Consider the following 26,159-nt stretch of genomic DNA (forward strand, 5'->3'; position numbering starts at 1 on the left):
TGGCTTCAACGTAGTGCGTCCCCGACAAGGGCGCAATCCCCTGCCCGCCCGCATTGCCTCAACTTCTTCATGCAAAAGTTTCAAGCCCCTGCGCCTGTGCACCCTTGCTTTGGGTCGCTACAACGACGTGAGGTCGCGGAAAGCGATCACCTTGTCGAAAATGAGCCAAATCTGTTGGCGCGACTGACTTACGAATGAATCTACCAACACCGAAGGAATCACTCCTATGCCCGACGTCACCATCGTTTATTGGCGCGACATCCCAGCCCAGGTCATCGTGGGCAAAGGCCGTCGTGGATCCAAGAAACCGTTGGCCGAGCGCTTTGAACAGGCGATCGACCGCGCGGCGATGAAGATTGGGGCCAAGGATGCAGACGCCTATCTTGCCGAATGGCGCAAGGCGACCCCCTATCCGGTTGAGGGAGAGGCGCAGGCCATTTGCGATAGCGAAGTGGCCCGGCTCGAAGAAGAGTTCGATCAAGAGCGCCTCAAAACGCTGATCGCTAATGAAGGCTGGGCATGACACGCCCCTCGTTCTGGGAGGCCGCAATGGCTTTGTTGAATTTTAAGCGTAAGACAGACGATACCACCACCACGTCTCCCGAAATGCAGGCTTTCCTGGAAGGCTACTCCATTGAGGTCATGCCGCGCACGGCTTCCAAGGTTGAGGATTTCCGCGCACTTCTGCCGCAGGGCACGCGGGTCTACATCGCCCATATCGAAGGCACCCCGATCGAGGACATGGTCGCCACGGCCAAACGCATTGCCGACGAAGGTTATGACGTGATGCCGCATTTCCCAGCGCGCATCATCAAAGATGCTGCCACTTTGGAAAACTGGATTGCGATGTACCAAGGCGAGGCCGGTGTGAAACAAGGCCTCATGCTTGCGGGCGGCGTTGCCCAGCCGCACGGTGATTTCTCCGACTCGATGCAGCTTCTGGAAACCGGCCTGTTTGACAAAGCCGGCTTCACCCGACTGCACGTCGCAGGTCATCCCGAAGGCAATAAAGACATCGACCCGACCGGCGGCACCGCCAACGTCGATGCCGCACTTCAATGGAAACAGGATTTCTCAAACCGCTCCGACGCGCAAATGGCGCTGGCCACGCAGTTTGCCTTCGAGGCAGGCCCGATCATCGACTGGGCCAACGGGGTTAAGGCGGCGGGCATCGATATCCCGATTCACATCGGCATCGCCGGTCCGGCCAAGCTGCAGACCCTGATCAAATTCGCCATCGCATGTGGTGTTGGTCCGTCCCTCAAAGTGCTGCAAAAACGCGCGATGGATGTCTCCAAACTGCTTTTGCCGTATGAGCCCACCGACGTCCTCACAGAACTCTCGGCTCACAAGGCCGCAAATCCCGATTTCAACATTGAATCGGTGCATTTCTTCCCGCTTGGCGGCATCAAAACGAATGCCAACTGGGCCATTGAAAACGGTGGTGCCTCGGCACAGCCCGCCAACGCCAACTAAGGACCGCGCATGACCCGCACAATTATTGAATCCAAGACCAAAACCGCGGTGATGGGCTTTGACCAGCCCTTCACAGTGATCGGTGAGCGCATCAACCCGACCGGCCGTAAAATCCTGAACGCCGAATTGGAAGCTGGTGATTTCACCCGTGTGCAAGCCGACGCCATCGCGCAGGTCGCCGCTGGCGCCACCGTGCTCGACATCAACTCCGGTGCGGTTTTCTCTAACAAAATGGCCGAAGATCCGCGCTATGCCGACAACAATTTTGTTGAGCCAATGCTGATGAAGCAGCTGATCGAAAAAGTGCAGGAAGTCACCGACTGCCCGCTCTGCATCGACAGCTCGGTTCCCGGTGCGCTGGAAAATGGCCTCGCTGCTGCCGAAGGCCGCCCGCTGCTGAATTCGGTCACAGGCGAAGAAGAGCGCCTTGAGCTGGTTTTGCCGCTGGTCAAAAAATACAACGTGCCTGTTGTGGCGATTTCCAACGACGACACAGGTATCTCAGAAGATCCTGACGTGCGCTTTGCCGTCGCCAAAAAGATCGTTGAACGCGCCGCTGACTTTGGCATTCCTGCGCATGACATCGTGGTTGACCCGCTGGTGATGCCGATTGGTGCAATGGGCACCGCCGGTTTGCAGGTCTTCACCCTTGTGCGGCGCCTTCGCGAAGAACTCGGTGTGAACACCACATGTGGCGCGTCCAACATCTCCTTTGGCCTGCCCAACCGCCACGGCATCAACAACGCCTTCCTGCCCATGGCCATGGGCGCAGGCATGACGTCTGCGATCATGAACCCGGTTGCCATTCCGGTCGGGCCCAAAAAACTGGCGGAAAAACGTGCCGAAATCGAAGCGGCGGGCATCGTGATCCCTGACGGCATGGACGACGAAACCATCTGTCGACTGTTTGGCATCGGCTCGACCAAATCCCGCGCAGGTAAGGAAATGGAGGCCATCCGGGCCGCCAACTTCCTGACCAACAACGACGACTCCGGCGCGGAGTGGATCCGCACCAACAAGCCACCGTCAGCGGATGGAGAGTCCGGTGGTCGGGGTGGTCGTCGCGGCAGCCGCCGTCGTCGCGCATAAGCTCTAGCCGAAACTTTCTAAACAAATTCGGGCCAGGCTTTGATTTCCAAAGCCTGGCCCGTTTTAGGTGATCACTTAAAAACTAGCTGGCATTAGCCCCGTTTCTTCAAGTGCCGGAAATCATGTGCCTGAGCGGTCGGATCTTCGCCTTCTGCAAACATCGCGTGTTTCTGCACCTTCTGTGTGCCGGTCACCGGCACCTCGGGCACAAACCGCAACCATCCCGGCGCTTTGAAATAAGCCAACCGCTCAAAACAGTGGTCATACAGAGCTTGCGCCGCGGCCGCATCGTCATCGTGAATACACTGTACACAGGCCATGACCTCTTCGTCGCGCATGTCATCCTGCACGGCAATCACGGCCACGCGTTCCACATTTGGATGGTCTTGCAAACACGCCTCAATCTCGGCGGCGGCAATGTTTTCACCCGACCGGCGAATGATGTTCTTCTTCCGATCAACGAAATAGATCATGTCTGTATCGTCCATCGTCACCGTATCGCCGGTATGAAACCATCCGCCCTTCCACGCCTCTTCAGTCACCTCCGGCAGATTCAAATAGCCGGAAAAGGCGCCCCGACGCGGTGTCTCAGCACTGTAACGGATGACCATCTCACCGGGCATTCCGGGCGCAACCTCATTGTCATCGCCATCCACAACCCGCACATCAAGCCCCAGCATCGGTCGGCCAATCGCGCGCGTGTCGATGCTGCGGGGCTCCTCATAATCGCCCAGTATCCTGCACATCTCTGACATGCCCCAAACCTCAATCAGCGGAAATCCGAACCGCTCTTCAAAGGGGCGATGCAGTGTCGGCTCGACACCTGCGCCAACCGCGAACTGAATTTTATGTTTCTTTTCATATTCATCCGGCTCTCTGTTCATCAGCGCGGGGATGACAATTCCAAGATAGTGCGCAGCCGTCGCACCGGTTTCGACAATCTCGCGCCACCACGACCGGGCGCTGAAACGCTCCGGCATGATCTGCGCAGACCCGCTTTCGACAACGGCCAAAAACAACAGAATCGCCGCATTCACATGAAACAACGGCAGCGGGCAATAAACCCGCGTGACCCCTGCCTCAAATCTGATCAACCCACCGCGTCCCGCATACCATTGGCCCATCTCGACCTCGTATCCGTGGCTCAGGATACAGCCCTTTGGCCGCCCTGTTGTACCGGACGTGTAGATCAGACTGGCTTCTGTTTCGCCGGTGACCGGCTGGTCGGCTTTTGGTGGCGTGATGGCCGCCGCTGGAAATGCCGTTTCATCACCACTGTCGACAACCGGAACGGATAATCCCGACTCCACCACACTGGCATCCATCAACTCGCGCAACTCCGGCGTTGAAATCGCCAGCACAGACTGGCTGTCTTCCAGCAAATAGGCGACCTCGGCCGGGCGATAGTCCGGATTGACCGGCACCCACGAAATCCCCAACCGCGCCAGCGCCAGCTTCCAGACCATCATCTCTGGCTGGTTGCCCAACAACACCGCGATCCGGTGCCCATGGCCATAGCCCGCCGCATGCAACCGCTCACACAGCGCATCAACCCGCTGCGCCACATCCCGATAGCGCCACGCCACGCCGGATGGATGGTACGACCGCTGGGCATCCGCTGGCACAACAATCAATTCCTGATCCGCAAATACGTCGCTGCGTGCCACGAACAAGGCGTCAATGGTCTTCATAAAGCTTCCCTCTCTCCCCAATTGTCGCCACAGTATATTTGTCGGCAGCACAGTCAAACGCATCCATGGCTGCCGCTCACGCAACAAAGGCGCCTTTCCGTGATCACCTTCTCCCTTCTGTTTTTTATTCTTCTGGAGACTCTCGCGGTTCTGTTTGCTTTCCGCGCCCTTTCAGCCTCCCGCACGCCACAAGGCGCTGTCGCTTGGGTGGTTTTCCTGATCTCAGCGCCTTATTTCGCCGTGGGGGCTTATCTGTTTCTCGGCCATTCCAAGGTGCGCGGCTATGTGACGGCGCGACGAGACAGCAATGTTGCCCAATCCATCGAGGCCGTCCGCCTGAAGTTGCCGCCAAAACCCACGGCGCAAACCCGAGATGCCAAACTGTTTGAAACCATCGCCGCCAATCCCGTGCTGTCGGGAAATGCCATTGATCTGCTGATCGATGGCGAAGAAACCTTTGACGCCATCTTCGCCGCACTTGATGCCGCGCATTCCTATATTCTAATTCAGTTCTACATCGTGCGCGACGACCCCATCGGCCAAACGCTTGCCAGCCATCTAAAAGCGGCCGCAAAACGTGGCGTGTCGGTGCGGTTTCTTTACGATTCTGTTGGCTGTTCGCGTTTGTCGCGCCGCTACATCAGCGATCTCACCGAAGCCGGTGTACAAATACTCGACACCAATGCGTTGCGCGGACCAACCAAACGCTTTCAGCTCAATTTTCGCAATCACCGCAAGACGTTGGTTGTCGATGGCCAAGTCGGCTTTACCGGCGGCTTGAATGTGGGTGAGGAATACATGGGGCGCAATGAACACTTTGGCCTGTGGCGCGACACCCATTGCCAACTCAAAGGCCCGATGGTGCAGCAGCTGCAAATGATCTTCGCCGAAGACTGGCATTGGGCGACGCAAGAAAACCTGATCGGCGACTTGAACTGGGTCCTGGATGTACAGCCGGCTGATCAGGACGGGTTGATCCTCGCCGCCGGCCCCGCCGACGTGATGGACACCGGCAACCTTTACTTCAACGGTTGCATCGCCGCGGCACAAGATCGCCTGTGGATCGCGTCTCCCTATTTTGTGCCCGACGCCGACATCGTCACCGCTCTCCAGATGGCAGCCCTCAAAGGCATCGACGTGCGTATCCTGCTGCCCGCCAAAGCCGATCACTGGATCACATGGCTGGCGGCGTTTGCGTTTTTTGACGAACTTCGCGCCGCAGGGGTCGCGTTCTACACCTATGAACAAGGCTTCATGCACCAAAAATGCGTGCTTGTGGACGACACAATTGCCTCCATCGGCACGCTCAACCTCGACAGCCGGTCGTGTCGTTTGAATTTTGAACAAACCGCAATTGTGTTCGACACCGCAGCCGCCCACGACCTTGAAACCATGTTTGAGGATGATTTCTCGCGCAGCCTCAAGTTCACAACGCCGCTGCACCAGCAACCTTTGTGGGTGCGTGTTTTGTCGCCGGTTGCTCGGTTGTTTGCTCCTGTCTTATGAACGAGCTTCAGCGCCGCGATGGGCCATCAAGCGACCATTGAATTCCGCGCCAAACACAAAGATTGCGCTCATCACATAAAGAAACACCAGCACCGACATGATCCCAGCCAATCCGGCATAGGTCACGGAATAGGTCGAAAAATTGCTGATATAAAAGGCAAACCCCTGAGAGGCACCGATCCAAAGAGCCACCGTCAAAACCACCCCCGGGGCCACATCCCGAAAGTGGTGTTTTACCCCCGGCAACCAGCGGTGGCAGGCATAGAGAAAGAACAACAAAAGCCCAATCGTGATTGCACTCCGAAACTGATCGTTACTCAAAATCGACTGCGTCAACCACGGCACCAAGTCCTCAAAATACAGCAGAGCCAGTGGGACCCCGACGCTCAGCATACCTGCGGATAGGATCATAACCGTGCCAACCACGACAAATACCAACGCCAAAAGACGCACATGCCAAAACGGTCGCGGGTCGGTGTCGCGATAAGCTTCTGTGACCACCACACGGACCGCGTCAACGCCATTGGTGGCAAACACAATCGACAGCAACGCGCCAAAGGTCAAAGATCCGGCGCCCGATTGCAGGACCGCGCGCAATTCCCGCTCAATCGGGCTGACGATTTCTGGGGGCCAATACCCCAGAACAAAATCAATCAGCATATCCACGTCCGCGGCGCGACTGAACACCGCCGCCAGCGACAAGGCAAAAATGCAAAACGGGAACAACGCAAACATGAACGACAACGCCAGATGCGAACTGCGGACGAATCCGCCTTTGCGCTGAAACTGGTCAAACGCTTCCCCCAGTATCTGAAAAAAGAACTGCATTTTTGCCCCTGATCATTTGGCTCAATTAGGCGGCAGCCCGCCCTTGAGGTCAACCCGCCCCCGCCGCGAAAAAAACCCACTCCGGCTGTGGTTTTGATCAAGGGCTCGCATCAGTTTTGCGGTCGAAACACCAATATTCTAGGCGAAACTTCGCCTTTTCGCTGATTTCGGCGCGAACATCCGCCGTTTGGCAGAAAATCACAAAAAACTGCAGGAAACTCTCAATTGAATCGACGAAAAAAACCCTATTTGAGAGTCATGCAAGGACGCATTCCTGTCCTTTGCCGAAGTTGATCAGGGTCGTCCATCCCTCCTCCCTCCCTCCCCCCAGGGCGATTCTGATCTCCGCACCCGTTAGCCTTGGCGGGACAGCGGACCGCAGGCAGGTCTGCCTGATCACTCACGGAAATCAAGGCTAGCGCCGACCTCTTCGGTCGGCGCTTTCAATTCCCGCACCGCCATGCCGGTGCCGTTGCACTCAAACTGACAAGGCCTCAGCGATGTCCGAGCTCTCATATCCGCCCGCAGAGGCTTCGGTCATTATTGCAGAAACCCGCCACGCCATTTTGAGCCGCCCCGTTCAACCCCCAACCTCAGGCAGCGTACCGGTGGTGTTGATCATGCCACTGACGGCCACCAATGCTCCCCACAGCTTTGCAAGCGAAGACAAACTCAACGCAGCCCTTTCGGCCGCGTCTCATCCTGTGGCAAAGGTGGCGTGGCGCCGCCTCTGGAACCCAACCGGCAAAGAGCGTTTCGCCCCGCGGGTCAACGATTTGACCCAGTTGGTCCAGACCATGGGGGCGAACTCTTCCACCCTGCACATTGCCGCGATCGGTAACGGGGCATTGGTGGCATTGAAATGGTTGTCCTCACTGGCAAAGCCAACCTCCACGGTGTCGCTTCAAATCCAAAGCCTGACGTTGATAACACCGGAATTGCACATCTTTGATCGCACCCCCCGCACATCACTGCGCGACGTTCCGCCGGCCTGCTGTGTTGTGGCCGACGCCGCGCTGGATTGGCGCAATACTGAACTGATCACAACCAAGCTGCCCTCACCGCCCGAGTTCGCCTTGGCGGAAGATCAGCGGCGCTTTATGCTCAGCTCTTCTGACCGCGACGCGGACGCGCATATTCTGGACGGCGCCACGACTTTTGAAGGGGATTGGCGATTGAGTTGGGCCGATTGGCTGCACCGCGTCGCCAATACACCCGCCGTCGCTTAACCACCGCTTCACAGACGGGCCTTATCGCCGCTCCAGCCGCAACTTGATGCCGTCCCTGGAACGCACCGTCAGATGCGCGACCGGCACCGGTTCCGGCCCCTCCGGCGTAATCTTGAACTGCCTTAGGATCAGCGACAGGATCAGCGGACCTTCAACCATGGCAAATCCGGCGCCGGTACAGACGCGCGCGCCCGTCGAAAATGGAATATACGCCTCCCGCGCGCACACCTTGCCGTTTTCGGTGCCCCAGCGCGTGGGGTCAAACCCGTCCGGATTGTCCCAAAGCCGCTCATGGCGGTGCAAATGCCATGGTGAAACAACCACTTGCGCTCCCTTTGGAACCGGCCGCTCGCGGAAAGTTTGAGGACATCCCGCCTCACGCACCATCATCGGCACGGGCGGGTAAAGCCGCAACGTTTCCCGAAACACATCCCGACTGACGCGCAGCCGTGCCACATCGGAAAATTTCCCTTCAAAATTAGCGGCTTCCGAGGCAATCTTCTCCTGCCATTCCGGGTAAATCGCCATCAAGTAAAGTGCCCAGGCCAACGCACTCGCGCTTGTCTCATGGCCCGCCAAAAAGAAGATGGCCACCTGATCAATCATCTCGTCCGTGTCAAACCGTTCGCCTGTCACCGGATCTTCTGTCGTCATGATTTTTGTCGCTAGATCATCCGGAGCCGTACCCGCGTCTATCGCGGCCATACGCTCCTCGGTCAACTGTCGGATCAACCGATTGATCATCTTGGCGGACTGCTTTGTGTCGCGTTTGAAAAATCTTGGAAACCACTTTGGAATGGGGACAAAAGCCGCAATATTCACAATAGGTTGGCTGCGTTGGTAAATCTTAAACTGGTCAAAGACACGGCGCGCAACGTGATGCTCGATCGGGATTGAAAACAAGGTCCGGAAAATCACATCCGCGGCGGCATGAGACGTCTCTTCCTCAATCTCGACCACGTCGCCAACCCGCTTGTCCAATCGCGCCACCGCTGCCTCGGCTGCCGCCAACATCGCCGGATAAGTGTCCCGCAAACGTCCGCCTTCAAACGCCGGATCGATGATGCGCCGCTGCCGCTTCCAGACCTCACCATTGCTGACAAACACAGAATTTCCCAATAGCGGACGCAGTCCTTCAGTCACGCGTTCGGATTTTGGAAAGTCATCCGGCCGGTCCTTCAAGACTGTCTTCACCAAATCCGGCTGGTTGATCATGAAAGAGCGGAAAAACGGCGTTTTAAACTCCGCCATCCATGCCCGATAAAGCCGCTGAGGTTGGGCTGACAATATGTCTTGACGAAACAGCGCAACATATTGACGAAGCGACACTTTATCCGGTCGCGCCGGAGGTTTCGGCGGGAGATTTTGGTTGGTGTCACTCATAGCGCCACCTTCACAAATTTGTTCACGGGCCGCTCGATGCGAGACTTCGATGGCGCCCGCCCGTCATACCGCTCCGCAAGCGTTTTCGGGCCAGCGGTTATGCGGAAATAATCATAATCGCCCGGTCGGTCGAATGCGCACATGTATTGAAAGTGCAGTCGGAAAAACCGCCACCGCAACTCCGCCCACCGCGCTTGTGACAACGTCTGTGTGAACGCTGCAGAGACCACCAGAGGCCATTGTTTGCCCTGCTCTGGTGCGACACCGCTAACGCTGACCGGATCGCACAGTGCAAAGGCACAGCCATCTCCAGGCGCGGTTACATCCACCCAAGTCACTTCATCTCTCTGGCACAGGAACGCCAGATCACCCCGCAAACGATAGGCTTTGGGCAAAAACGACACCATCGGCACCACTTGACCAAGTGAGAGAAATCCCAAGGTAGGCCCGTCTGTCGGCACGCGCCCGTCACGGATCATATCGGCCAAAATCGACACAGCCAGATGCGCGCCGCTGGAATGACCAACCACCAGCACCTCGTCCACATCCTGTTGGAATGCCTCAGCAATCCGATCCGAGAACTCCGCCATACGCGCCTTGAGTTCAGGGGGGTCTTCGCCCTTGGACTGGGCCGAATAGGCGTAGTCGTGCATCAAATAATACGCAAAGAACTTGCCATCTTTCTTCCGGAACCAGTTCAGTATTGGCGGGACGGCGGCCAAGCCTGCAAGTCCTAGCCAATCGGGCAACCAAATCCCGATCACAGCGCCAATTACCCAAGCCACCAGCAATGCCACACAAAGTTGCACCAACAAGAACAACACCGGATAAAGCGCTGCAATCACAGGGCCTTTTCGCAACTGCATCAAACGCCACAATGCGCCGGATCCGATATAAGTCGTCGCCGTGCGGATCAGTTGCCGATAGGTACCAAGGATCCCCTGATCCATGCTGTCACGCACAATGTCTGACCACACCAACACTTCAAAATCGGCTTGAACCTGCGCCTCTTCAATGGTTGCGGCCACATGCCACCCATACGGCCCGCTGCCGGTTGCTTTGGCAGACAAAGCGACGTCATAGCCGGAAATCTGCGCCTGCGCGGCGCCTTCCTTGCGATAAAGCTCGCGATAGCGACGCGGGTGGATCGGGTCATATCCCGGAATGTAAAACACCCGTCGTTTGCGCACCGCGGAATGGCTGCTCTTGCCCATGGCTCACTGTGTCTCCTTGGCGAGACCCTAACCCGCCATTTCGACAAAATTAAGCCCTATCCGACGGTTGCAAGCGCTGGGAAAGTTTCCAGCAGCCAATATGAGAAATTGGAGAAGCCTCCTGTCAGCATCAGCAGGCCGATGGTCCACAACAGCAGGCCCATGACTTTCTCAACCTGTTCCATATGGCGCTTCATCCAGGTCATAAACCCGCTCATGCGCTGCATGAAGGCGGCCACCAGAATGAAGGGTACTCCAAGGCCGATAGCATAGACCCCCAACAAAATTGTGCCGCGCGCCAGATTGCCTTCGCTTGCGGCCATCGACAAAACAGCGCCCAGGATTGGACCAATGCAAGGCGTCCAGCCAAAGGCAAAGGCCAGCCCCAAAAGATAGGCACCAAACGCGTCTCCGCCGCGGTCACCTGCATCAATTCGCGCCTCGTTCAACAGGAACGGAATTCGGATCGCCCCAACAAAATGCGCGCCAAACAACATCACCAAAAGACCTGCAACCGTGTTGAAGACCTCTTGATTCTGCAAAAAGAACGCGCCAAAGACGGACGCGGTGAAGCCTAAGAACAGAAACACCGTGGACAGGCCAAGCACAAAGAACAAAGCCGTTAACGTTGCTTTGCGTGCTGCAGCTTTCTCTTCGTGCAACTCGCCAATGCTCACCCCGCTCATATAGGCCAGATAGGGTGGCACAATGGGCAGAACACAGGGGCTGAGAAATGAGATCACGCCCGCAAAGAGCGCAACCAGCATGGCAGGCAATAGGCCCGCATCTATGATGTCGATTCCAAACATGCCTCAGCCTTAACCCATCGCTTTGCCGACGTCACGCCAAGCAAAGTCACAACTCTGTGGACAGTAAACCGCAGCCCGCCTAAGTAAATGACATGGATCACGAAATTGACGCTCTTGGCCTGCTGTGCCCCCTGCCCGTTCTGCGCCTGCGCAAACGCATGATGCCGCTTGCGAGTGGTACAAGAATTCGCCTGATTGCAGATGATCCCGCCGCCATTGTCGACGTTCCGCATTTCTGCAACGAGGCAGGCCATGAGATGCAGGGGATGACCGAAAAGTCCGGCACTCTGGAATTTGTCATCGTCAAAGGCTGACACAGCCCCCTAAAACAAAAAAACGCCAGGCAAACTGCCCGGCGTTTTCCTTGTCTCAATTGCCGCTTAGCGTGACCACCAGCCCCGACGTTTGGGCTTGGGTGGTGCGGCGGGCTCAGGATCCGCAGCCGGCTCTTCAACGACCACAGCCTCAGCGGTTGCTGTTTCCAGAACTGGTTCTTCTACAATCGCTTCTTCGGCCTGAGGCACTTCCTCAATCACGGCTTCTTCGGCAACTACCTCTTCAACCACTGGCGCAGCAGGTTCAGCGACAGCTTCAACTTCGGCGCTGGCCTTGGGCGTTTCAGAGACAGCTTCAACTTCGCCTTCAGAAACCTCTACCGGCGTTTGCTCCGCCTCAGAAGACGCATCATCAGCCACCTTCTTAGAACGTGATCGGCTGCGTGAACGACTGCGCGAACGGGTTTTCTTGGGCTTGTCTTCCGCCTCAGGTGCTTCCGCGCCTTCCTCAGCAGTCTGCGCCTCACCTTCTTGGCTTGGTGCCGCGTCAGCGCTGGTGTCGGCGTTGTCAGACCCTTCTGCCGGGCCTGCTTCCGTATCGCCTGTATCACCGGATTCACCAGTCTCGCCAGTGCCGGTAGACTTCCGGCGACGACGACGACGACGACGCTTCTTGGGTTTGTTCTCTTCGTCGCCGGTTTCCGGTCCGGCTTCCTCGTTGGTCACCTCAACCGCTTCGCCTTCGACGACGTCGTCGGCACTGTCAATTTCATCCATGATCGACGTGTCAACGGACACAACCGGCGTTGCTTCAACCACAACACGCGTCGCTGTCTTGAATTTCTCAATCGAGAAGTCTGGCGAAATCAGGTGTGGATCGCTTTCGATGCGCACAGATAGACCATAGCGGGCCTCAATCTGAGCCACATGTTCGCGCTTGGCGTTCATCAGATAGTTGGCAATTGATACCGGCGCTTTGACCAGAACCTCACGAGAGCGGCCACGGGTGCCTTCCTCTTCGATCTGGCGCAAAATCGACAGCGCAAGGTTGTCGTCCGAGCGGATAAGCCCGGTACCGTGACAATGTGCACACGGCTGTGTGGTCGCCTCGATCATACCGGGGCGCAGACGTTGGCGGCTCATCTCCATCAGGCCAAAGCCCGAAATGCGGCCGACTTGGATGCGCGCGCGGTCGGTCTTCAACCGATCCTTCATACGCTTTTCGACGGCAGCGTTGTTTTTGCGCTCGTCCATGTCGATAAAGTCGATCACGATCAGACCGGCAAGGTCGCGCAAACGCAACTGACGCGCCACTTCTTCGGCGGCCTCAAGGTTGGTCTTGGTCGCGGTTTCTTCAATCGAGCCTTCTTTGGTGGCCCGACCGGAGTTCACGTCAATCGCCACCAGCGCTTCGGTCACGCCGATCACGATATAGCCGCCGGATCGCAGCTGAACCGTCGGGTTGAACATGCCACCCAGATAGGTCTCGACCTGATAGCGGGCAAACAGAGGCAGCGTATCCTGATACTGTTTCACGTTCTTGGCGTGGGACGGCATGATCATTTTCATGAAGTCCTTGGCGATGCGATAGCCGCGCTCGCCTTCCACCAGAACCTCGTCGATCTCGCGGCTGTACAGATCGCGGATCGAGCGTTTGATCAGATCGCCTTCTTCATAGATCTTGGCCGGCGCAATGGATTTCAGCGTCAACTCGCGGATCTGCTCCCACATGCGCTGCAGATACTCATAGTCACGTTTGATTTCGGACTTGGTACGCTTGGCACCTGCTGTGCGCACAATCAAACCCGCGCCGGATGGCACGTCGATCTCTGTGGCGATCTCTTTAAGTTTCTTGCGGTCCGCGGCGTTGGTGATTTTGCGCGAAATACCACCACCACGCGCGGTGTTGGGCATCAGCACACAATACCGGCCAGCCAGCGACAGGTATGTCGTCAAGGCAGCACCCTTGTTGCCGCGCTCTTCTTTGACCACCTGCACCAGCATAATCTGGCGCACTTTTACAACTTCTTGGATCTTGTAACGACGGGCGCGCGGTTTGCGCGGCGGACGGATGTCCTCGCTGTCGTCATCATCTGCAACCGACTCGATGCTCTCGTCTTTTTCCGCAGCGTTGGACCGTTTGGACCGGCTGCGCGACCGACGTTTGCGTGTGGGTTTGCCTTCGTTCTCGTCGTCACTGTTGCCTTCGCTGTCAGCATCTGAGTCTTCGGTAGACGCCTCTTCAGCAGGCGCTTCCGCAGTTTCTTCAGCAGTAGGCTCAACAGCCTCTTCCGTCGGCGCGTCAGACACCTCGGCCTCAACCACAGTCTCTTCGGCAGGTTCAGCTTCTGCCTCAGCTTCATCCTTTACAGGCGCCTCAGCTTCGACCTCGGTTTCCTCTCCGGTCTCCGGATCCATGCTGATTTTGGCGTCTTCGCCTTCGGTTGATGCCGCAATGGTCTTTGGACCTTCGTCCTCTTTACCTTTGGCCTCATCGCCCGCAGCGGCATCTTCAGCCACCTCAACTTCAGCAACCACTTCAGCCTCAGGCGCGCTTTCATCAGAAGTGCCTTCCTCAGCCTCAGCCACCTCAACAGGAGCCTCCTGAGCAGCTTCAGGGGCGTCTGCCACTTCTGCTTCGGCTACCGCGCTTTCTGCGCCGTTGTCCTCAGTGTCACCTGTCAGATCAATGGTCTCCATTCCGGAGATTTCATCGCCAGCGGTTTCAGGTGCTGTCGTGGCAGCCTCATCCGCTTCTGTGACATTGGAAACACCCTCTGCAGACCCATCCGCGACGGCGGTTTCGTCTGTTTTCTTGCGCGACCGCGACCGGCTGCGCGAGCGGGTTTTCTTAGGCTTGTCGTCTTCTTCGTCGCGAGCCTTCAAAGACTCGGCATAAGCGCGCTCTTCTTCAAGCAGCGCCTCACGGTCCGCAACTGGGATCTGATAATAATCCGGATGGATTTCCGAGAACGCAAGAAAACCGTGGCGGTTTCCACCATAGTCCACAAAGGCGGCCTGAAGAGATGGCTCAACCCGTGTGACTTTTGCGAGATATATGTTGCCGGCTAGCTGGCGTTTGTTTTCAGATTCAAAGTCAAATTCCTCGACCTTGTTTCCGTCGACCACAACAACGCGGGTCTCTTCCGCGTGGGTGGCATCGATAAGCATTTTCTTTGGCATGTTGTCCGTTCGCACCGCCGCAATCGCCCGCGTCCCGGAGGACCGAGGTTTAGGGATTGGTGGGGGTGTCTTGTTTGAGCGAGGGGATGCGCGCGGCCGAGGGGGCCGCGGACGGCCTCTGCTCGGTCTATCACTGTGTTCGCGCGCTTCATCGCGTTTCTTCTCCGACACCGTCGACGTTGTCGCCACTCCGGTGCCTGTTGCATGCCCTCCGCATGGCGGATCGGGCGTCTCTCTGGTCCGGATGTCCGGACCCAATCGGTCTGAGTCAAATTGTCCGGCAGTAGGCCTGTCGACTGTCTGATTCAGCGAAACTCATACGGTGCGCTAAATTGGCGCTATCCGTCCGCCTTACATAAGACCACACCTGTGGAAAACACAATGGGTAATCTGATGACAGTTGGTCCTATCAGGGTAATGCCTGCGCCCTGCCCCACAAATGGTCCGCGGCTTCTTGCAAGTCTTTGACCACGAATTGGCCCAACTCCATCAATGGCGACTGTTTGGGCCGCAAATCGGGTATTTGATAGGTGTGACAACCCGCACGCGTAGCCGCCTGTGTTCCCAAATCACTGTCCTCAAACGCTGCGCAGTTTTTGGCGTCAACGCCAATCCTGCTTGCTCCCATCACATAGGGTTCCGGGTCCGGCTTGTTGGCAGAAACGTCGTCTCCGGCAACCACGGCATCAAAGAAATCGAACAACCCCGCTTTCTTCAGATGATGATGCGCCGCGTCCGAATGCGTCGAGGTAACCACCGCCATTGGCACGCCCTCGTTGCGCAAACCGCTCAAAATCTCGGGAACAAAATGTTTGACCGGAACGCCATTGGCAACATTGTCTCGATGCAGCGCGCGCCAGTCTGCGTCAAATTGGGAAACATCCACACCGTCTGGCAAAAACTCGACCAACCTTGCGGTTGTGACTTGGCTGGATGTGCCCACCAACGTCTCAAAAAACGCCTGCGCGGCGTGCGTGGAAATTTCCAGCGGTCGGGTCAGCTCAACAAAGCCCTGCATGAACAGCCTTTCGGTGTCCAACAACAGCCCATCCATATCAAACAAGGCGCCTTCGATCGGAAAATTCAAATCCATTGTCAGATCGTGCCCCCTTGGCAATCACATCGCAAACATCGCGCAAGGTGTGTCAAAGAATGCAAAACGCCGCAATTCCTAACCAGGCTGCGGCGTTCACACTTTCTGACCGGCTGAAACCAACAGGCGTTACAGATAATCCGCCCGCGCCAATCCGTATTTGGCCATCTTCTCGTTCAATGTCCGGCGCGGCAGACGCAATTCGTCCATCACAGCAGCAATCGAGCCGCGATGACGGCGCATGGTGTTGTCGATCAACATACGTTCAAACGCTTCGACATATTCCTTCAGCGGCTTGCCTTCCGTGGTCATCACAGGCTGCATTTCGTCGTGATCCGACATCAGCAGCGACGCAATTGTGCCGCCGCCGCGACGGGACTGCAGCACCGCACGTTCCGCCAGATTGATCAATTGGCGTACGTTTCCTGGCCAAGGCGCCTGCAACAGTTGCGCAGCTTCTTGCGCACTGACTTTGGGCGCATCACAGCCATATTCATCTGAAAACTGCTCTGACAGGCGGGTAAACAGCGACAGGATATCCTCGCCCCGCTGACGCAGCGGTGGCACCGTGATGCGCAACGCGGCCAGTCGATAAAACAGATCGGAGCGTAACGCGTCCTCGCAGGTGCGATCTTGCTCCTGCATATTTGAAATCGCAATGAGCCGTGTCTCAGCAGGCGTGCCCTGCTCGTTGATTACGTTCAACAGCTTGGCTTGCGCGGAATCGCTCAGGCTTTCGATGTCTTCCAACACCAACGTGCCACCGCGGGCCTCTTCGATCGCGGGCAGTTGACTGTCTTCCGGGTTCATCGGACCAAAAAGCCGTTTGGCCAACGCGTCTTCTTCAAAGGCGGCACAGCTGACCAGCACAAACTTCTTACCGGCGCGGCTACCCACCGCGTGCAACGCATGCGCCACAAGCGTTTTACCGGTGCCAGTTTCGCCGTCGATCAACACGTGACCGTCTGCCTGCCCGAGGTCCAGAATATCCTCTTTCAGGCGCTCCATGACCGGGCTCGCCCCAATCAGTTTGTTCATGATCTGGCTGCCATCGCTCAATTCGCGGCGCAAAGCCCGCGCATCCATCGTCAAGCGACGGGCATTCGTGGCCTTTTTGGCCAGCGCGGTCATCTGATCGGGATTGAACGGTTTTTCCAGAAAATCAAAGGCACCGACGCGCATCGCCTCAACAGCCATCGGCACGTCGCCATGTCCGGTGATCATAATCACCGGCAAGGCGCTGTCGCTGCCCATCAGCTTTTTGAGGAACTGCATGCCGTCCATGCCCGGCATCTTGATATCGCTGATCACAATGCCCGGATAATCCGGCCCCAGCTTCTTAAGCGCATCTTCGGCGCTCGCAAATGTTTCTGTGTCATATCCCGACAGTGCCAGCCACTGGCTGATCGACTGGCGCATATCCTGTTCGTCATCAACGATGGCGATCTTCATGCCCTGTGCCACGCGTAATTACTCCGCTGCTTCAATATCTTCATTCAAGATTGGCAACTGCACCTCAAATACAGCGCCGACGGACTGACCATTTCTGGCCGTTAAACGCCCGCCCAAGTCACTTATGATCCCTGACGAAATTGCCAAGCCCAAACCGACTCCGTCGCCGGGCGCCTTGGTTGTAAAAAATGGCTCAAAAAGGTTGTCCAGATCTTTGATTCCGGGTCCATTATCCCGTACCGTAAGTGTGGCAGTTTCCCCCACGGCAAGCAAGATTTCAATCTCCGGATCCGACACGCTTTCAGTCGCATCCAAAGCGTTGCGCAACAGGTTGATCATCACCTGTTCTATGCGCACCTGATCCCCCATCACGCGCACCGGCTGATCCGGTACAATTTTACTAATTTTGACCTTACGTTGGCGCAGTTGCGGCTCCATCATCGACAGCGCCGACAACACGGAATCTCCCATATTTACAGGGCGAAACTCATCCCCACCCTTGCGCGCATAAGACTTCAACTGCTTGGTGATTGCCCCCATGCGCGAGATCAAATCATCGATGCGCTGAAACGATGATAGCGCCTCTTCGGGGCGGTTTCTGGACACCAACAAACGTGCACCTGCAAGGTAGGTACGCATGGCCGCAAGCGGTTGATTTAACTCATGGCTGACAGCCGCCGACATCTCGCCCAAAGCGGCCAATTTGGAGCTCTGTGCAAGGCTCTGTTCAGCCACTTCAAGGCTCAATTGCATGCGTTCGCGCTCGGCTATTTCCCGCTGAAGGCGGCTGTTCAATGCGCGGAGTTCCACCGACTCCCGCTGCACGAGTGCCATGCGCAACGCACTTTTCCGGCTCGAAAGGTAAAACACCAGCGCAATCAAGATGGCGAATCCCATCACCTCCAACGCCAAAACCGCGTTCACTTTCTCACGGACGCTCGCATAGGTTGTGTATGACGTCATTGTCCAGCCGCGGAACGGAACTCTCGAACTCATCCGCATGACCGCTTCGCCGGCGAAATACGCGTCCGCAGGCGCTTGGGTCCAATCATTTGTGACCTGCAAGGCGCGCTCTATGGCCCCTTGCGCCGGTTGGCGCTCCAAGGCCTCCTCTTCGGTCAGCCCCCGCCAACGCGGCTCTGTAGACAGGATAACGGTGCCTTCACTATCAGTGACGAACACCGCATCCGAAATCCCTGCCCAGGTGCGCTCAAACTTGCGCAAATCCACTTCAACCGCGATCACACCAATCGTGCCGCCCAAGTTTTCGACTTTGCGCGAATACACAAACCTGTGCACCCCCGCCTCGTCGACCGCCAACGTAAACAGCGTCACGTTTGAGCGTTGCGCGTTCACGAAGAACTCTGAGTTGCGATAGTTGGCGCCAAGTCGGGTGCGATCTGTTGCCGCCACAGTGCGGCCGGTTTCATCCAGCAACAAAAGCGACGCCGCACCGATTTCATCGACAAATGAAATCAACCGCGCAGTGGATTTGGAAAAGTCACTGGAGTTCAGCGCGCCGATCAAAGCCGGATCTTTGGCCAGCAGTTGTGGCACAATCGCGTTGCGGCGCAGCTCGCTCACAAGGTTGCCAGAATAGAGCGCAAGCCGAAGCTCCGCCCGGTTGCGGGTGTTGGCCGTGAAACGATCCGTCAGAAAGCTATTGGTGACATACATCGTCACCCCAGCAATCACCACGATCAGAAGCAATGCCAAACGCGTCAACCACGCCGCCAACACGGGCCGCCGGGCGGTTTTAGGATCGTGAGCCGTGTCATCTGTCATGAGCACAGCCTACGCGCCGCGCGGCCTGTGCTCAAGTCACGCCGTGGCGACCTGGTCCATCAACGCGCGGAACATCGCCACACCGTCGGTGCCACCATGCCCATCATCCGCCGCCCGTTCCGGGTGCGGCATCATCCCAAGCACGCGCCGGTTCTTGCTCACCACGCCAGCAATATCCGCCACCGAGCCGTTCGGGTTGTCCTCATAAGTAAAGGCAATCCGGTCTTCGTTCCGCAACTGGGCCAGCTTCTCGTCGGTCACAAAATAGTTGCCGTCATGGTGCGCAATCGGCACGTTGACCACATCGCCTACGCCATAGCCTGACGTAAACGCGGTGTCCGCGGTCGCAACCTTAAGACCAACCGTGCAGCAGATATACTTCAGCCCCGCATTGCGCCGCAAAGCGCCCGGCAAAAGACCTGTCTCGGTCAGGATCTGAAAGCCGTTGCAAACACCCAACGCATAGCCGCCACGTTCAGCATGACCGATAAGAGACTGACAAATAGGGGAATTTGCAGCAATCGCGCCGCAGCGCAAATAATCGCCGAAACTAAAGCCGCCCGGAACGCCGACAATGTCTATGCCGTCCGGCAAGGCTGTGTCCTTGTGCCAAACCATCGTGACATCTGCGCCGGCTTGCTCAAAGGCCACCGCAAGATCACGGTCGCAGTTGGAACCCGGAAAAACAATGACCGCTGCTTTCATCAGCCCATCTCCACCCGGTAGCTTTCGATCACCGTGTTGGCCAGAAGCTTCTCGCACATCTCGGTTACGGTAGCTTCAGTGGTGCCGTCAGCCAGATCCAGTTCGATCACCTTGCCCTGACGCACGCCTTGAACTCCGTCAAAGCCAAGGCTGCCAAGCGCATGACGCACCGCCTCACCCTGCGGGTCCAAAACACCGTTTTTCAGCATGACATACACACGGGCTTTCATTTGATCTCTCTCCGGTTGGTTGTCACGTTTGCGGTGACAGGCTCCAATAATTCAAAACCGGCGCCCATCTTGGGCACCGGCGTCAACAACTCAGTTCACCAAGGTCGGCTTTGGACCGGTGCCTTTGGGCATCACGCCCAAGCGCCGGGCCACTTCGGCATAGGCATCTGTAAGGCTGCCCAGATCGCGACGGAACACGTCTTTGTCGAGCTTTTGACCTGTTTCCAGATCCCAAAGCCGACAGCTGTCGGGGCTGATTTCATCCGCAACAACCAGCCGCTGGAAATCACCTTCATAAACTCGGCCGATCTCGATTTTGAAATCCACCAGCTTGATACCAACGCCGTACATCACGCCGCTCATGTAATCGTTGACCCGTAGCGCCAGTCCAAGAATATCGTCCATGTCCTGCTGGCTGGCCCAGCCAAACGCAGCGATGTGTTCTTCAGACACCAAAGGATCGCCCAGGCTGTCGTCTTTGTAGCAATATTCCACAATTGGACGCGGCAGCTGTGTGCCTTCTTCAATGCCCAACCGTTTGGACATCGACCCTGCGGCATAGTTGCGCACGATCACTTCCAACGGAATGATTTCACAGCTGCGCACCAGTTGCTCGCGCATGTTGAGGCGTTTCAGAAAGTGGGTCGGCACACCAATGTGGTTCAACCCGATCATGAAATATTCGCTCAGGCGGTTGTTCAACGCGCCTTTGCCGTCAATAACATCCTGCTTTTCGGCATTGAACGCAGTTGCGTCATCCTTGAAGTATTGCACAATCGTGCCGGGCTCAGGGCCTTCAAACAGGATCTTGGCTTTGCCTTCGTAGATTTTCTTGCCGCGGGCCATGGCGATGTTCCTTTCAGGCGGGATGAGTCCCGGATTTACGCGCCCTCTTAAGCCATGGGCGACATTGTCGCAAGCAGCGGGCCAATGCTTGCTATAAAACGCCTCACCTCGCATAAGTAACGCGACAATTCATTACTGGGAGTACGGGCCATATGAGCACTTTTGAAGAACGCGAAACCGCATTTGAAGCCAAATTTGCCATGGACGAGCAAAAAGACTTCATCGCACGCATGCGCCGCAACCGATTTATGGCTGTCTGGGCCTCTGCCAAGAAGGGCGAAACTGTCGAACAAGCCCGCGCATTCGGCCGTGAACTCGTAAAGAAGGACCTTCAAGAAGTTGGCGATGACGACGTAATTGAGGCAGTGATGAGCTACCTTGGCGACCTGACCACAGAAGATCACGTACGCCTCAAGCTCATAGAAATGATGGGCGAAGCCAAACTTCAAATGCTTCAAGAAGATTAATCCACACGCATTTCGAATGTAGCGCGCAGGCCCTAGCTTGCGCGCTTTTTTAAAAGCAGACCAGATTTGGCTGCCGGTCGGCTCCCCCTTTCCGACAATTCCTTTCCCTTCAGCGCTCGCAGATTAATCCCGCAGAAACATCTGCCGGAGTAACCGTTAGTTTGGTGCAGGTCGCACCGGACGGTTTAGAATTGATATGACTCCCTTTTTCTCAAAAAAATTACGCGCTTTGTTCCGCCACGCATCGCCTGCTCTACTGGGCGGCGCCTGCCTCTGGCTTTTGTCGATGCAACTGGAAAGCGTAAACTTCGCCGCAGTCTGGACAGCCGTTTTGACGGTTCCCCTTGGCAGTTGGGCAGTTGCGGTTTTCGCCACTATTCTCAGTTTTCTGGCCGTCTCGCGGTATGATGTCATCGCGCACCGTCACTTCCAATTGCGCCGCCCCCAACGCGAGGCGATGCTGGCGGGCGCCACTGCCATCGGGATTGGGCAAACCACCGGTGCAGGTGCACTTGTCGGCGGCTTTGTCCGCTGGCGCATGCAACCCGATGCCTCCGCCAAAGACGCGGCCAAGATTACGGCCTTCGTCACCGTCACGTTTATGGGAACGCTCGCGGTCACTATTGCACTCGCCGCTTTTGCTTTGCCAACGCCGCATGTTCCCCCGTTCCTACCTTTGCTCATCCTGATCAGCGCAGCTGCAATCTGCCTGACCGCCTTTTTCTTTCCCGTCCTCAGCACCAAAGGCCGCAAGCTGAGCTTGCCAACACTTTCCGCGCTTGGCGCTCTGTTGGCACTCTGCATTCTGGACACCGGCTTCGCCGCTTTGGCTTTTTGGATGCTGTTGCCACCCGACACGGCCCTGCCCTTCACCACGCTGATGCCGGTCTTCCTTATTGCCTTGGGCGCCGCGATCTTCTCCGGCTCTCCCGGTGGCGTCGGCCCGTTTGAACTCACCTTGGTCGCCTTGCTGCCAAATCACCCCGAAACCGGATTGCTCTGCGCTGTTCTGTCATTTCGCGCCGTCTACTATGCATTACCGGCATTGCTGGCGGGCGCAGTGTTTCTGCACCGTCTCTGGCATCCTGCGTCGATCACGCAACCGCCATGCGTCACCAGCTTCGTGCCGTTTGAGACCGCTTCGCCCTCACCGAAGTCCCGCGCCGAATTGGGCGTCCTTCGCCAAAACGGCGGCGCCATCCTGACATACGCCTCTGGCTCTTGCGGCACAGTGCGCACTGGTCAGACCCTTCTGGCCTTGTTTGACCCCGTCCTGGGCGATCCGGGCGCCGTGACGCCTGCGCTGCTCAAAGCGGCCCGCGAACAGAACCGCATCGCGTGCAAATACAAAATCGGTGCCCGTCAGGCAGTTTTGGCCCGCAAATCCGGATGGGCGGTTGCCCATATCTCGGACGAAGCCGTTCTCGCGCCAGCAAGCCACACAACAGACGGCGCTACGTTCCGCCAACTGCGCCGCAAATTGCGTCAGGCCCAGAAGGCCAATGTGACCGTCAGTTCGGATGATGGCGCTCTGCCGCTCGAGGACATGGCCCGCGTCTCCGCCCATTGGGAAGACCGGCATGGTGTGCCACGCGGCCTCACCATGGGACGCTTTGAGGAAGGCTACATTCACCGACAAAAGGTGTTTCTGGCCTATCGCGACGACATCCTGCTAGGATTCGTCAGCTTCCACGCCACGGCCCACGAATGGTGTCTCGACCTGATGCGCCTCTTGCCCGATGCGCCGGACGGCACCATGCACTTGTTGGTGCAAACCGCGCTTGAAAAAGCAGCCAATGACGCCGTGCCGCGTCTGTCGCTTGCCGCGGCACCCACCTTGCCTCATGGGGAGACCCGTATCGAGCGGTTCTTGCGCAGGCAGTTTTACACCCATGGCGGCGGACCGGGCCTGCGCCAGTTCAAATCCTGCTTTGCGCCCGATTGGCAGCCCTTGTTCATGGCAGCCCCGTCGGCCTCGCATCTGACCTTTGCTGCCATTGATGTGATCCGCTCCGTCAACCTGCGCAGCGCGCCAGCCACCCCGATCAACAGTGCATTCGCTCCCTCCGACACATCGTCGGCCAATACCGGCGCCCTGTCGCTCGCCTCATAATCGTCATGCGCAATATGCATTTGTATCCCCCACGCGCGCGTGGCACACGACGGCCAACCCAACACCCCCAAAGGCTTCCTTTGGCCCTTGTGATTTTTCACGGAGACCCCAATGACTAACGCCCTTTCCAAACTGCTGGAAACCCGTGACTGGCTGATGGCGGACGGCGCCACCGGCACCAACCTCTTTAACATGGGCCTCAGCTCGGGCGACGCGCCGGAACTCTGGAACGAAGAGCACCCCGACCGCATCAAAAAGCTCTACAGCTTTGCGGTCGACAACGGCTCAGACATTTTCCTGACCAACTCTTTCGGCGGCAACGCCTCCCGCCTGAAACTGCACGATGCTGCCCACCGCGCCCGTGAACTCTCGCGCATCTCCGCAGAGCTGGGCCGCGACGTCGCGGATGCCTCAGGTCGTACAGTAGTTGTCGCAGGCTCTGTCGGCCCCACCGGCGACATTATGCAACCCGTCGGCACGCTCAGCCACGCAGATGCGGTCGAAATCTTCCACGAACAAGCCGAAGGCCTCAAAGAGGGCGGCGCCGACGTGCTTTGGCTGGAAACCATCTCCGCTCCCGAAGAATACAAAGCCGCCGCCGAAGCCTTCGCGCTGGCCGACATGCCTTGGGTGGGCACCATGTCCTTTGACACGGCAGGCCGCACCATGATGGGCGTGACCTCCGCCGACATGGTGAAAATGGTCGACGACATCCCCAATGCCCCGCTTGGCTTTGGCGCCAACTGCGGCACCGGCTCTTCCGACCTGTTGCGCACCGTGCTTGGGTTCTCTGCGCAAGGCACCGAAAAGCTGATCGTGGCCAAAGGCAACGCCGGCATTCCGAAATACCACGACGGTCACATCCACTATGACGGCACGCCCGAGCTTATGGGAGACTATGCTGTCATGGCGCGGGACTGCGGCGCGACCATCATTGGCGGCTGCTGTGGAACCATGCCGGAGCATCTGAACGCCATGCGCAAGGCGCTCGAAACCCGTCCGCGCGGCGAGCGTCCGACGCTGGAACAGATCGCCGAAAAACTTGGCGGGTTCTCGTCTGCCACCGATGGCACCGGCGATGACGCCGCAGCGCCCAAACGCGAACGCCGCGGACGTCGTCGCGCAAGCTGACACCCAATAAAAAGAGGGCGCCAACCGGCGGCCTCTTTTTACTCCGACCAATCCCCACCTACTCGGAATGCGGTTTTATGCGGCTGCTAAAGTCATCTAATGCCGCGTTATAGTCCGGCTCGGTTTCTTGTATCAAAGTCTCAAAATGGCCGTTGTACATGAAGTCTTCGATCTCGGCGCCAAACCGGTCCGCGCCACGCGACAATAGAAAATCAGCCAGCCGTTGCGAGCGCTCGCTTTTCTCCATTCCACGGTCATACCCAAGATGGAGAACCCGCCACGCCATACCAAGATCTCGGTTTGACCCACTGCTCGCAAAATGCTCTGCCACATACAGCATCGCCGGATTGTGCCGTTCTTTTGCAGACTGGACGATCAACGCAAAACCCTCGTCTTGGCGTACGGGCCCGAAACGGCCTTCTGCATAGACCTGTCCGACAATGGTCTGCGCTTCGGCATTGCCAAGAAACGCAGCATACTCAGCCCAATAAAACGCTTCCCGCTTATCCTCTTCGACGCCATTTCCGGAGGAATACGCGCTCGCCAATTGCAGCGCGGAATAGGCATGCCCTTCAAGCACAGCCCGCTTGAGCCAGACAATCATATTGTCCTTTGGCGCAACCCGCCCTTTCGTGTCAAAATAGATGTCCACGATCTTGCTGGCAGGGTTCTGACCTGTCGGTCCGGAATAGGTTTCCTCAAACAACACCTTCGCCTCCTGAAGACGAACTAAATCCGCCTCGGTCAGCTCTGACGTACCAAAGTGCGCCCAATAGTCGGTGAGCAAAGACGCAAGATACGTCCCGGACGCCGTGTCCCCTTTGGCGTGCGCGTCTCGCAACAGCTTCTTCGCCTGAGGCCTATCTTCCGCCACGCCTCGTCCGAAGTAGAGCATGTTGGCATAATACCGGATGGCGACGGGATCGCCTTCCGTGACCGGCCCCGCAAACTCCTGCTCCGCTGCGGAGTAGTTTTCCGAGTTGAAATACGCAATACCGCGCTGGGTGTCAGCAAACGCCGACGCCGCTACGAACATCGTAAGTGCAAAAACTAAAATACTGCGCATGTGTCGCCCACTGAATTTCCCCTGTTTCAGCGTAAGCCGACGTGTTGGATTTTCAAAACACTAAAGTTGGCGCTTTTGTCGCGGCATCTTTGTTCCTCTCCTCATCAACCTAGTATCAGGAACAATATCCGGCCCGTTTGATGCGGCTCTTGGCCGAAGGCTGCTCCAAGTGCTGATACCGTCCTCCAGAGTAACGCCGACAATCGAGCGCATGCCCTGCCGCGATCACAGCCGCGCCGATGTCCTGTCCTTTGACATAGCAAATCCCGATGTAGCGGTCATAAGACCGCTCTCCCGTCAGATCACAGTTCACCTTCTGGCCGCGCAGAAAGTTCACCATCCAGCGTTTTGCATCCTGCCCGGCACGGGTTTTCAACTCTGGCGCATCGACGCCCTGAAACCGCACCGGTGTGCCGTCTACAACAATCGTGTCCGCATCGCGCACATGGACATCAGCCGCGAGCGGGGTCGCCATCATCATGATGGCCAGTATCAGTTTTTTCATTGGTCTTCTTACGTTCTGAGTGGTGGCTCCCCCCTACACAGAACGATCGTTCGGACCAACGGTAAACTGTTTAAAATTATGGA

The 26,159-nt window shown here is 57.2% G+C and carries 23 protein-coding genes; 9 read left to right on the forward strand and 14 right to left on the reverse strand.

Annotated features, from left to right (window positions below):
• Window positions 1-226: 226 nt before the first annotated feature.
• From PG871_RS14385 to PG871_RS14395, 3 genes are read left to right on the forward strand one after another with little or no spacing between them, the layout of a single operon-like run.
• Window positions 227-523 (forward strand): virulence factor, encoded by a 297-nt coding sequence (locus PG871_RS14385; protein ID WP_054001382.1) that lies wholly within the window; start codon window positions 227-229, stop codon window positions 521-523.
• A gap of 26 nt (window positions 524-549) precedes the next feature.
• Entirely contained in the window at window positions 550-1,476 is a 927-nt protein-coding gene (locus tag PG871_RS14390; protein WP_270730406.1) for a methylenetetrahydrofolate reductase, read from the forward strand.
• Between the two features lie 9 nt (window positions 1,477-1,485).
• On the forward strand, window positions 1,486-2,565 hold the full coding sequence (locus PG871_RS14395) for a methyltetrahydrofolate cobalamin methyltransferase (RefSeq protein WP_270730408.1): 1,080 nt from the start codon (window positions 1,486-1,488) through the stop codon (window positions 2,563-2,565).
• Window positions 2,566-2,657: 92 nt separating this feature from the next.
• Here the strand turns inward: PG871_RS14395 and PG871_RS14400 are convergent, their stop codons facing one another.
• On the reverse strand, window positions 2,658-4,256 hold the full coding sequence (locus tag PG871_RS14400; RefSeq protein ID WP_270730409.1) for an AMP-binding protein: 1,599 nt from the start codon (window positions 4,254-4,256) through the stop codon (window positions 2,658-2,660).
• A gap of 99 nt (window positions 4,257-4,355) precedes the next feature.
• On the opposite strand from PG871_RS14400, the gene cls reads away from it, so the two are divergent.
• Complete coding sequence (gene cls, locus PG871_RS14405) at window positions 4,356-5,762, forward strand: cardiolipin synthase (RefSeq protein ID WP_270730411.1); 1,407 nt, start codon at window positions 4,356-4,358, stop codon at window positions 5,760-5,762.
• Here cls and PG871_RS14410 read toward each other — a convergent pair.
• Complete coding sequence (locus PG871_RS14410; protein ID WP_270730413.1) at window positions 5,757-6,590, reverse strand: YihY/virulence factor BrkB family protein; 834 nt, start codon at window positions 6,588-6,590, stop codon at window positions 5,757-5,759. The genes cls and PG871_RS14410 overlap by 6 nt on opposite strands.
• 500 nt (window positions 6,591-7,090) lie before the next feature.
• Here PG871_RS14410 and PG871_RS14415 point away from each other — a divergent pair, with 500 nt between their 5' ends.
• Entirely contained in the window at window positions 7,091-7,819 is a 729-nt protein-coding gene (locus tag PG871_RS14415; RefSeq protein WP_270730415.1) for a hypothetical protein, read from the forward strand.
• Window positions 7,820-7,840: 21 nt separating this feature from the next.
• Here PG871_RS14415 and PG871_RS14420 read toward each other — a convergent pair whose 3' ends face one another.
• From PG871_RS14420 to PG871_RS14430, 3 genes are read right to left on the reverse strand one after another with little or no spacing between them, the layout of a single operon-like run.
• The gene (locus tag PG871_RS14420; protein WP_270730416.1) at window positions 7,841-9,202 is read right to left on the reverse strand and encodes a cytochrome P450; all 1,362 of its coding nucleotides are present in this window, start codon (window positions 9,200-9,202) and stop codon (window positions 7,841-7,843) included.
• Window positions 9,199-10,416: a hypothetical protein gene (locus PG871_RS14425; protein WP_270730417.1), complete on the reverse strand. Its 1,218-nt coding sequence runs from the start codon at window positions 10,414-10,416 to the stop codon at window positions 9,199-9,201. The genes PG871_RS14420 and PG871_RS14425 overlap by 4 nt, the downstream gene beginning before the upstream one ends.
• A gap of 56 nt (window positions 10,417-10,472) precedes the next feature.
• Window positions 10,473-11,225 (reverse strand): cytochrome c biogenesis CcdA family protein, encoded by a 753-nt coding sequence (locus PG871_RS14430; RefSeq protein ID WP_270730419.1) that lies wholly within the window; start codon window positions 11,223-11,225, stop codon window positions 10,473-10,475.
• 92 nt (window positions 11,226-11,317) lie between these two features.
• Between PG871_RS14430 and PG871_RS14435 the strand changes: the two genes are divergently transcribed.
• Complete coding sequence (locus PG871_RS14435) at window positions 11,318-11,539, forward strand: sulfurtransferase TusA family protein (RefSeq protein ID WP_270730420.1); 222 nt, start codon at window positions 11,318-11,320, stop codon at window positions 11,537-11,539.
• 66 nt (window positions 11,540-11,605) lie between these two features.
• On the opposite strand, the gene PG871_RS14440 is transcribed toward PG871_RS14435, so the two are convergent.
• From PG871_RS14440 to purC, 7 genes are all read right to left on the reverse strand, one after another.
• The gene (locus PG871_RS14440) at window positions 11,606-14,683 is read right to left on the reverse strand and encodes an Rne/Rng family ribonuclease (RefSeq protein ID WP_443020498.1); all 3,078 of its coding nucleotides are present in this window, start codon (window positions 14,681-14,683) and stop codon (window positions 11,606-11,608) included.
• Between the two features lie 409 nt (window positions 14,684-15,092).
• The gene (locus tag PG871_RS14445; RefSeq protein ID WP_270730423.1) at window positions 15,093-15,776 is read right to left on the reverse strand and encodes an HAD family hydrolase; all 684 of its coding nucleotides are present in this window, start codon (window positions 15,774-15,776) and stop codon (window positions 15,093-15,095) included.
• 129 nt (window positions 15,777-15,905) lie between these two features.
• Window positions 15,906-17,240, reverse strand: a complete 1,335-nt coding sequence (locus PG871_RS14450; protein WP_270730425.1) for a sigma-54-dependent transcriptional regulator — start codon at window positions 17,238-17,240, stop codon at window positions 15,906-15,908.
• Window positions 17,241-17,246: 6 nt separating this feature from the next.
• Window positions 17,247-19,013: a sensor histidine kinase gene (locus PG871_RS14455; RefSeq protein ID WP_270730427.1), complete on the reverse strand. Its 1,767-nt coding sequence runs from the start codon at window positions 19,011-19,013 to the stop codon at window positions 17,247-17,249.
• A 36-nt stretch (window positions 19,014-19,049) separates the two neighbouring features.
• Window positions 19,050-19,718 (reverse strand): phosphoribosylformylglycinamidine synthase subunit PurQ, encoded by a 669-nt coding sequence (purQ, locus tag PG871_RS14460; RefSeq protein WP_270730428.1) that lies wholly within the window; start codon window positions 19,716-19,718, stop codon window positions 19,050-19,052.
• Window positions 19,718-19,948, reverse strand: coding sequence for a phosphoribosylformylglycinamidine synthase subunit PurS (gene purS / locus PG871_RS14465; RefSeq protein ID WP_270730429.1), 231 nt, complete (start codon window positions 19,946-19,948; stop codon window positions 19,718-19,720). Before purS ends, purQ begins: the two co-directional genes overlap by 1 nt.
• Before the next feature lie 90 nt (window positions 19,949-20,038).
• Window positions 20,039-20,794, reverse strand: a complete 756-nt coding sequence (gene purC, locus PG871_RS14470; RefSeq protein ID WP_270730431.1) for a phosphoribosylaminoimidazolesuccinocarboxamide synthase — start codon at window positions 20,792-20,794, stop codon at window positions 20,039-20,041.
• Window positions 20,795-20,946: 152 nt separating this feature from the next.
• Here purC and PG871_RS14475 point away from each other — a divergent pair, with 152 nt between their 5' ends.
• The 3 genes from PG871_RS14475 (at window position 20,947) to bmt (ending at window position 24,505) form a co-directional block, all read left to right on the forward strand.
• Complete coding sequence (locus tag PG871_RS14475; RefSeq protein WP_270730432.1) at window positions 20,947-21,261, forward strand: DUF1476 domain-containing protein; 315 nt, start codon at window positions 20,947-20,949, stop codon at window positions 21,259-21,261.
• Window positions 21,262-21,490: 229 nt separating this feature from the next.
• The gene (locus tag PG871_RS14480) at window positions 21,491-23,374 is read left to right on the forward strand and encodes a phosphatidylglycerol lysyltransferase domain-containing protein (protein ID WP_270730433.1); all 1,884 of its coding nucleotides are present in this window, start codon (window positions 21,491-21,493) and stop codon (window positions 23,372-23,374) included.
• Between the two features lie 111 nt (window positions 23,375-23,485).
• Entirely contained in the window at window positions 23,486-24,505 is a 1,020-nt protein-coding gene (gene bmt / locus PG871_RS14485) for a betaine--homocysteine S-methyltransferase (RefSeq protein WP_270730435.1), read from the forward strand.
• A 58-nt stretch (window positions 24,506-24,563) separates the two neighbouring features.
• On the opposite strand, the gene PG871_RS14490 is transcribed toward bmt, so the two are convergent.
• Window positions 24,564-25,571: a tetratricopeptide repeat protein gene (locus tag PG871_RS14490; protein ID WP_270730438.1), complete on the reverse strand. Its 1,008-nt coding sequence runs from the start codon at window positions 25,569-25,571 to the stop codon at window positions 24,564-24,566.
• Between the two features lie 115 nt (window positions 25,572-25,686).
• Window positions 25,687-26,076, reverse strand: coding sequence for a thermonuclease family protein (locus tag PG871_RS14495; RefSeq protein ID WP_270730439.1), 390 nt, complete (start codon window positions 26,074-26,076; stop codon window positions 25,687-25,689).
• Window positions 26,077-26,159 lie beyond the last annotated feature (83 nt).

It is taken from the genome of Shimia sp. Alg240-R146 (assembly GCF_947331465.1).
Lineage (GTDB): Bacteria > Pseudomonadota > Alphaproteobacteria > Rhodobacterales > Rhodobacteraceae > Shimia.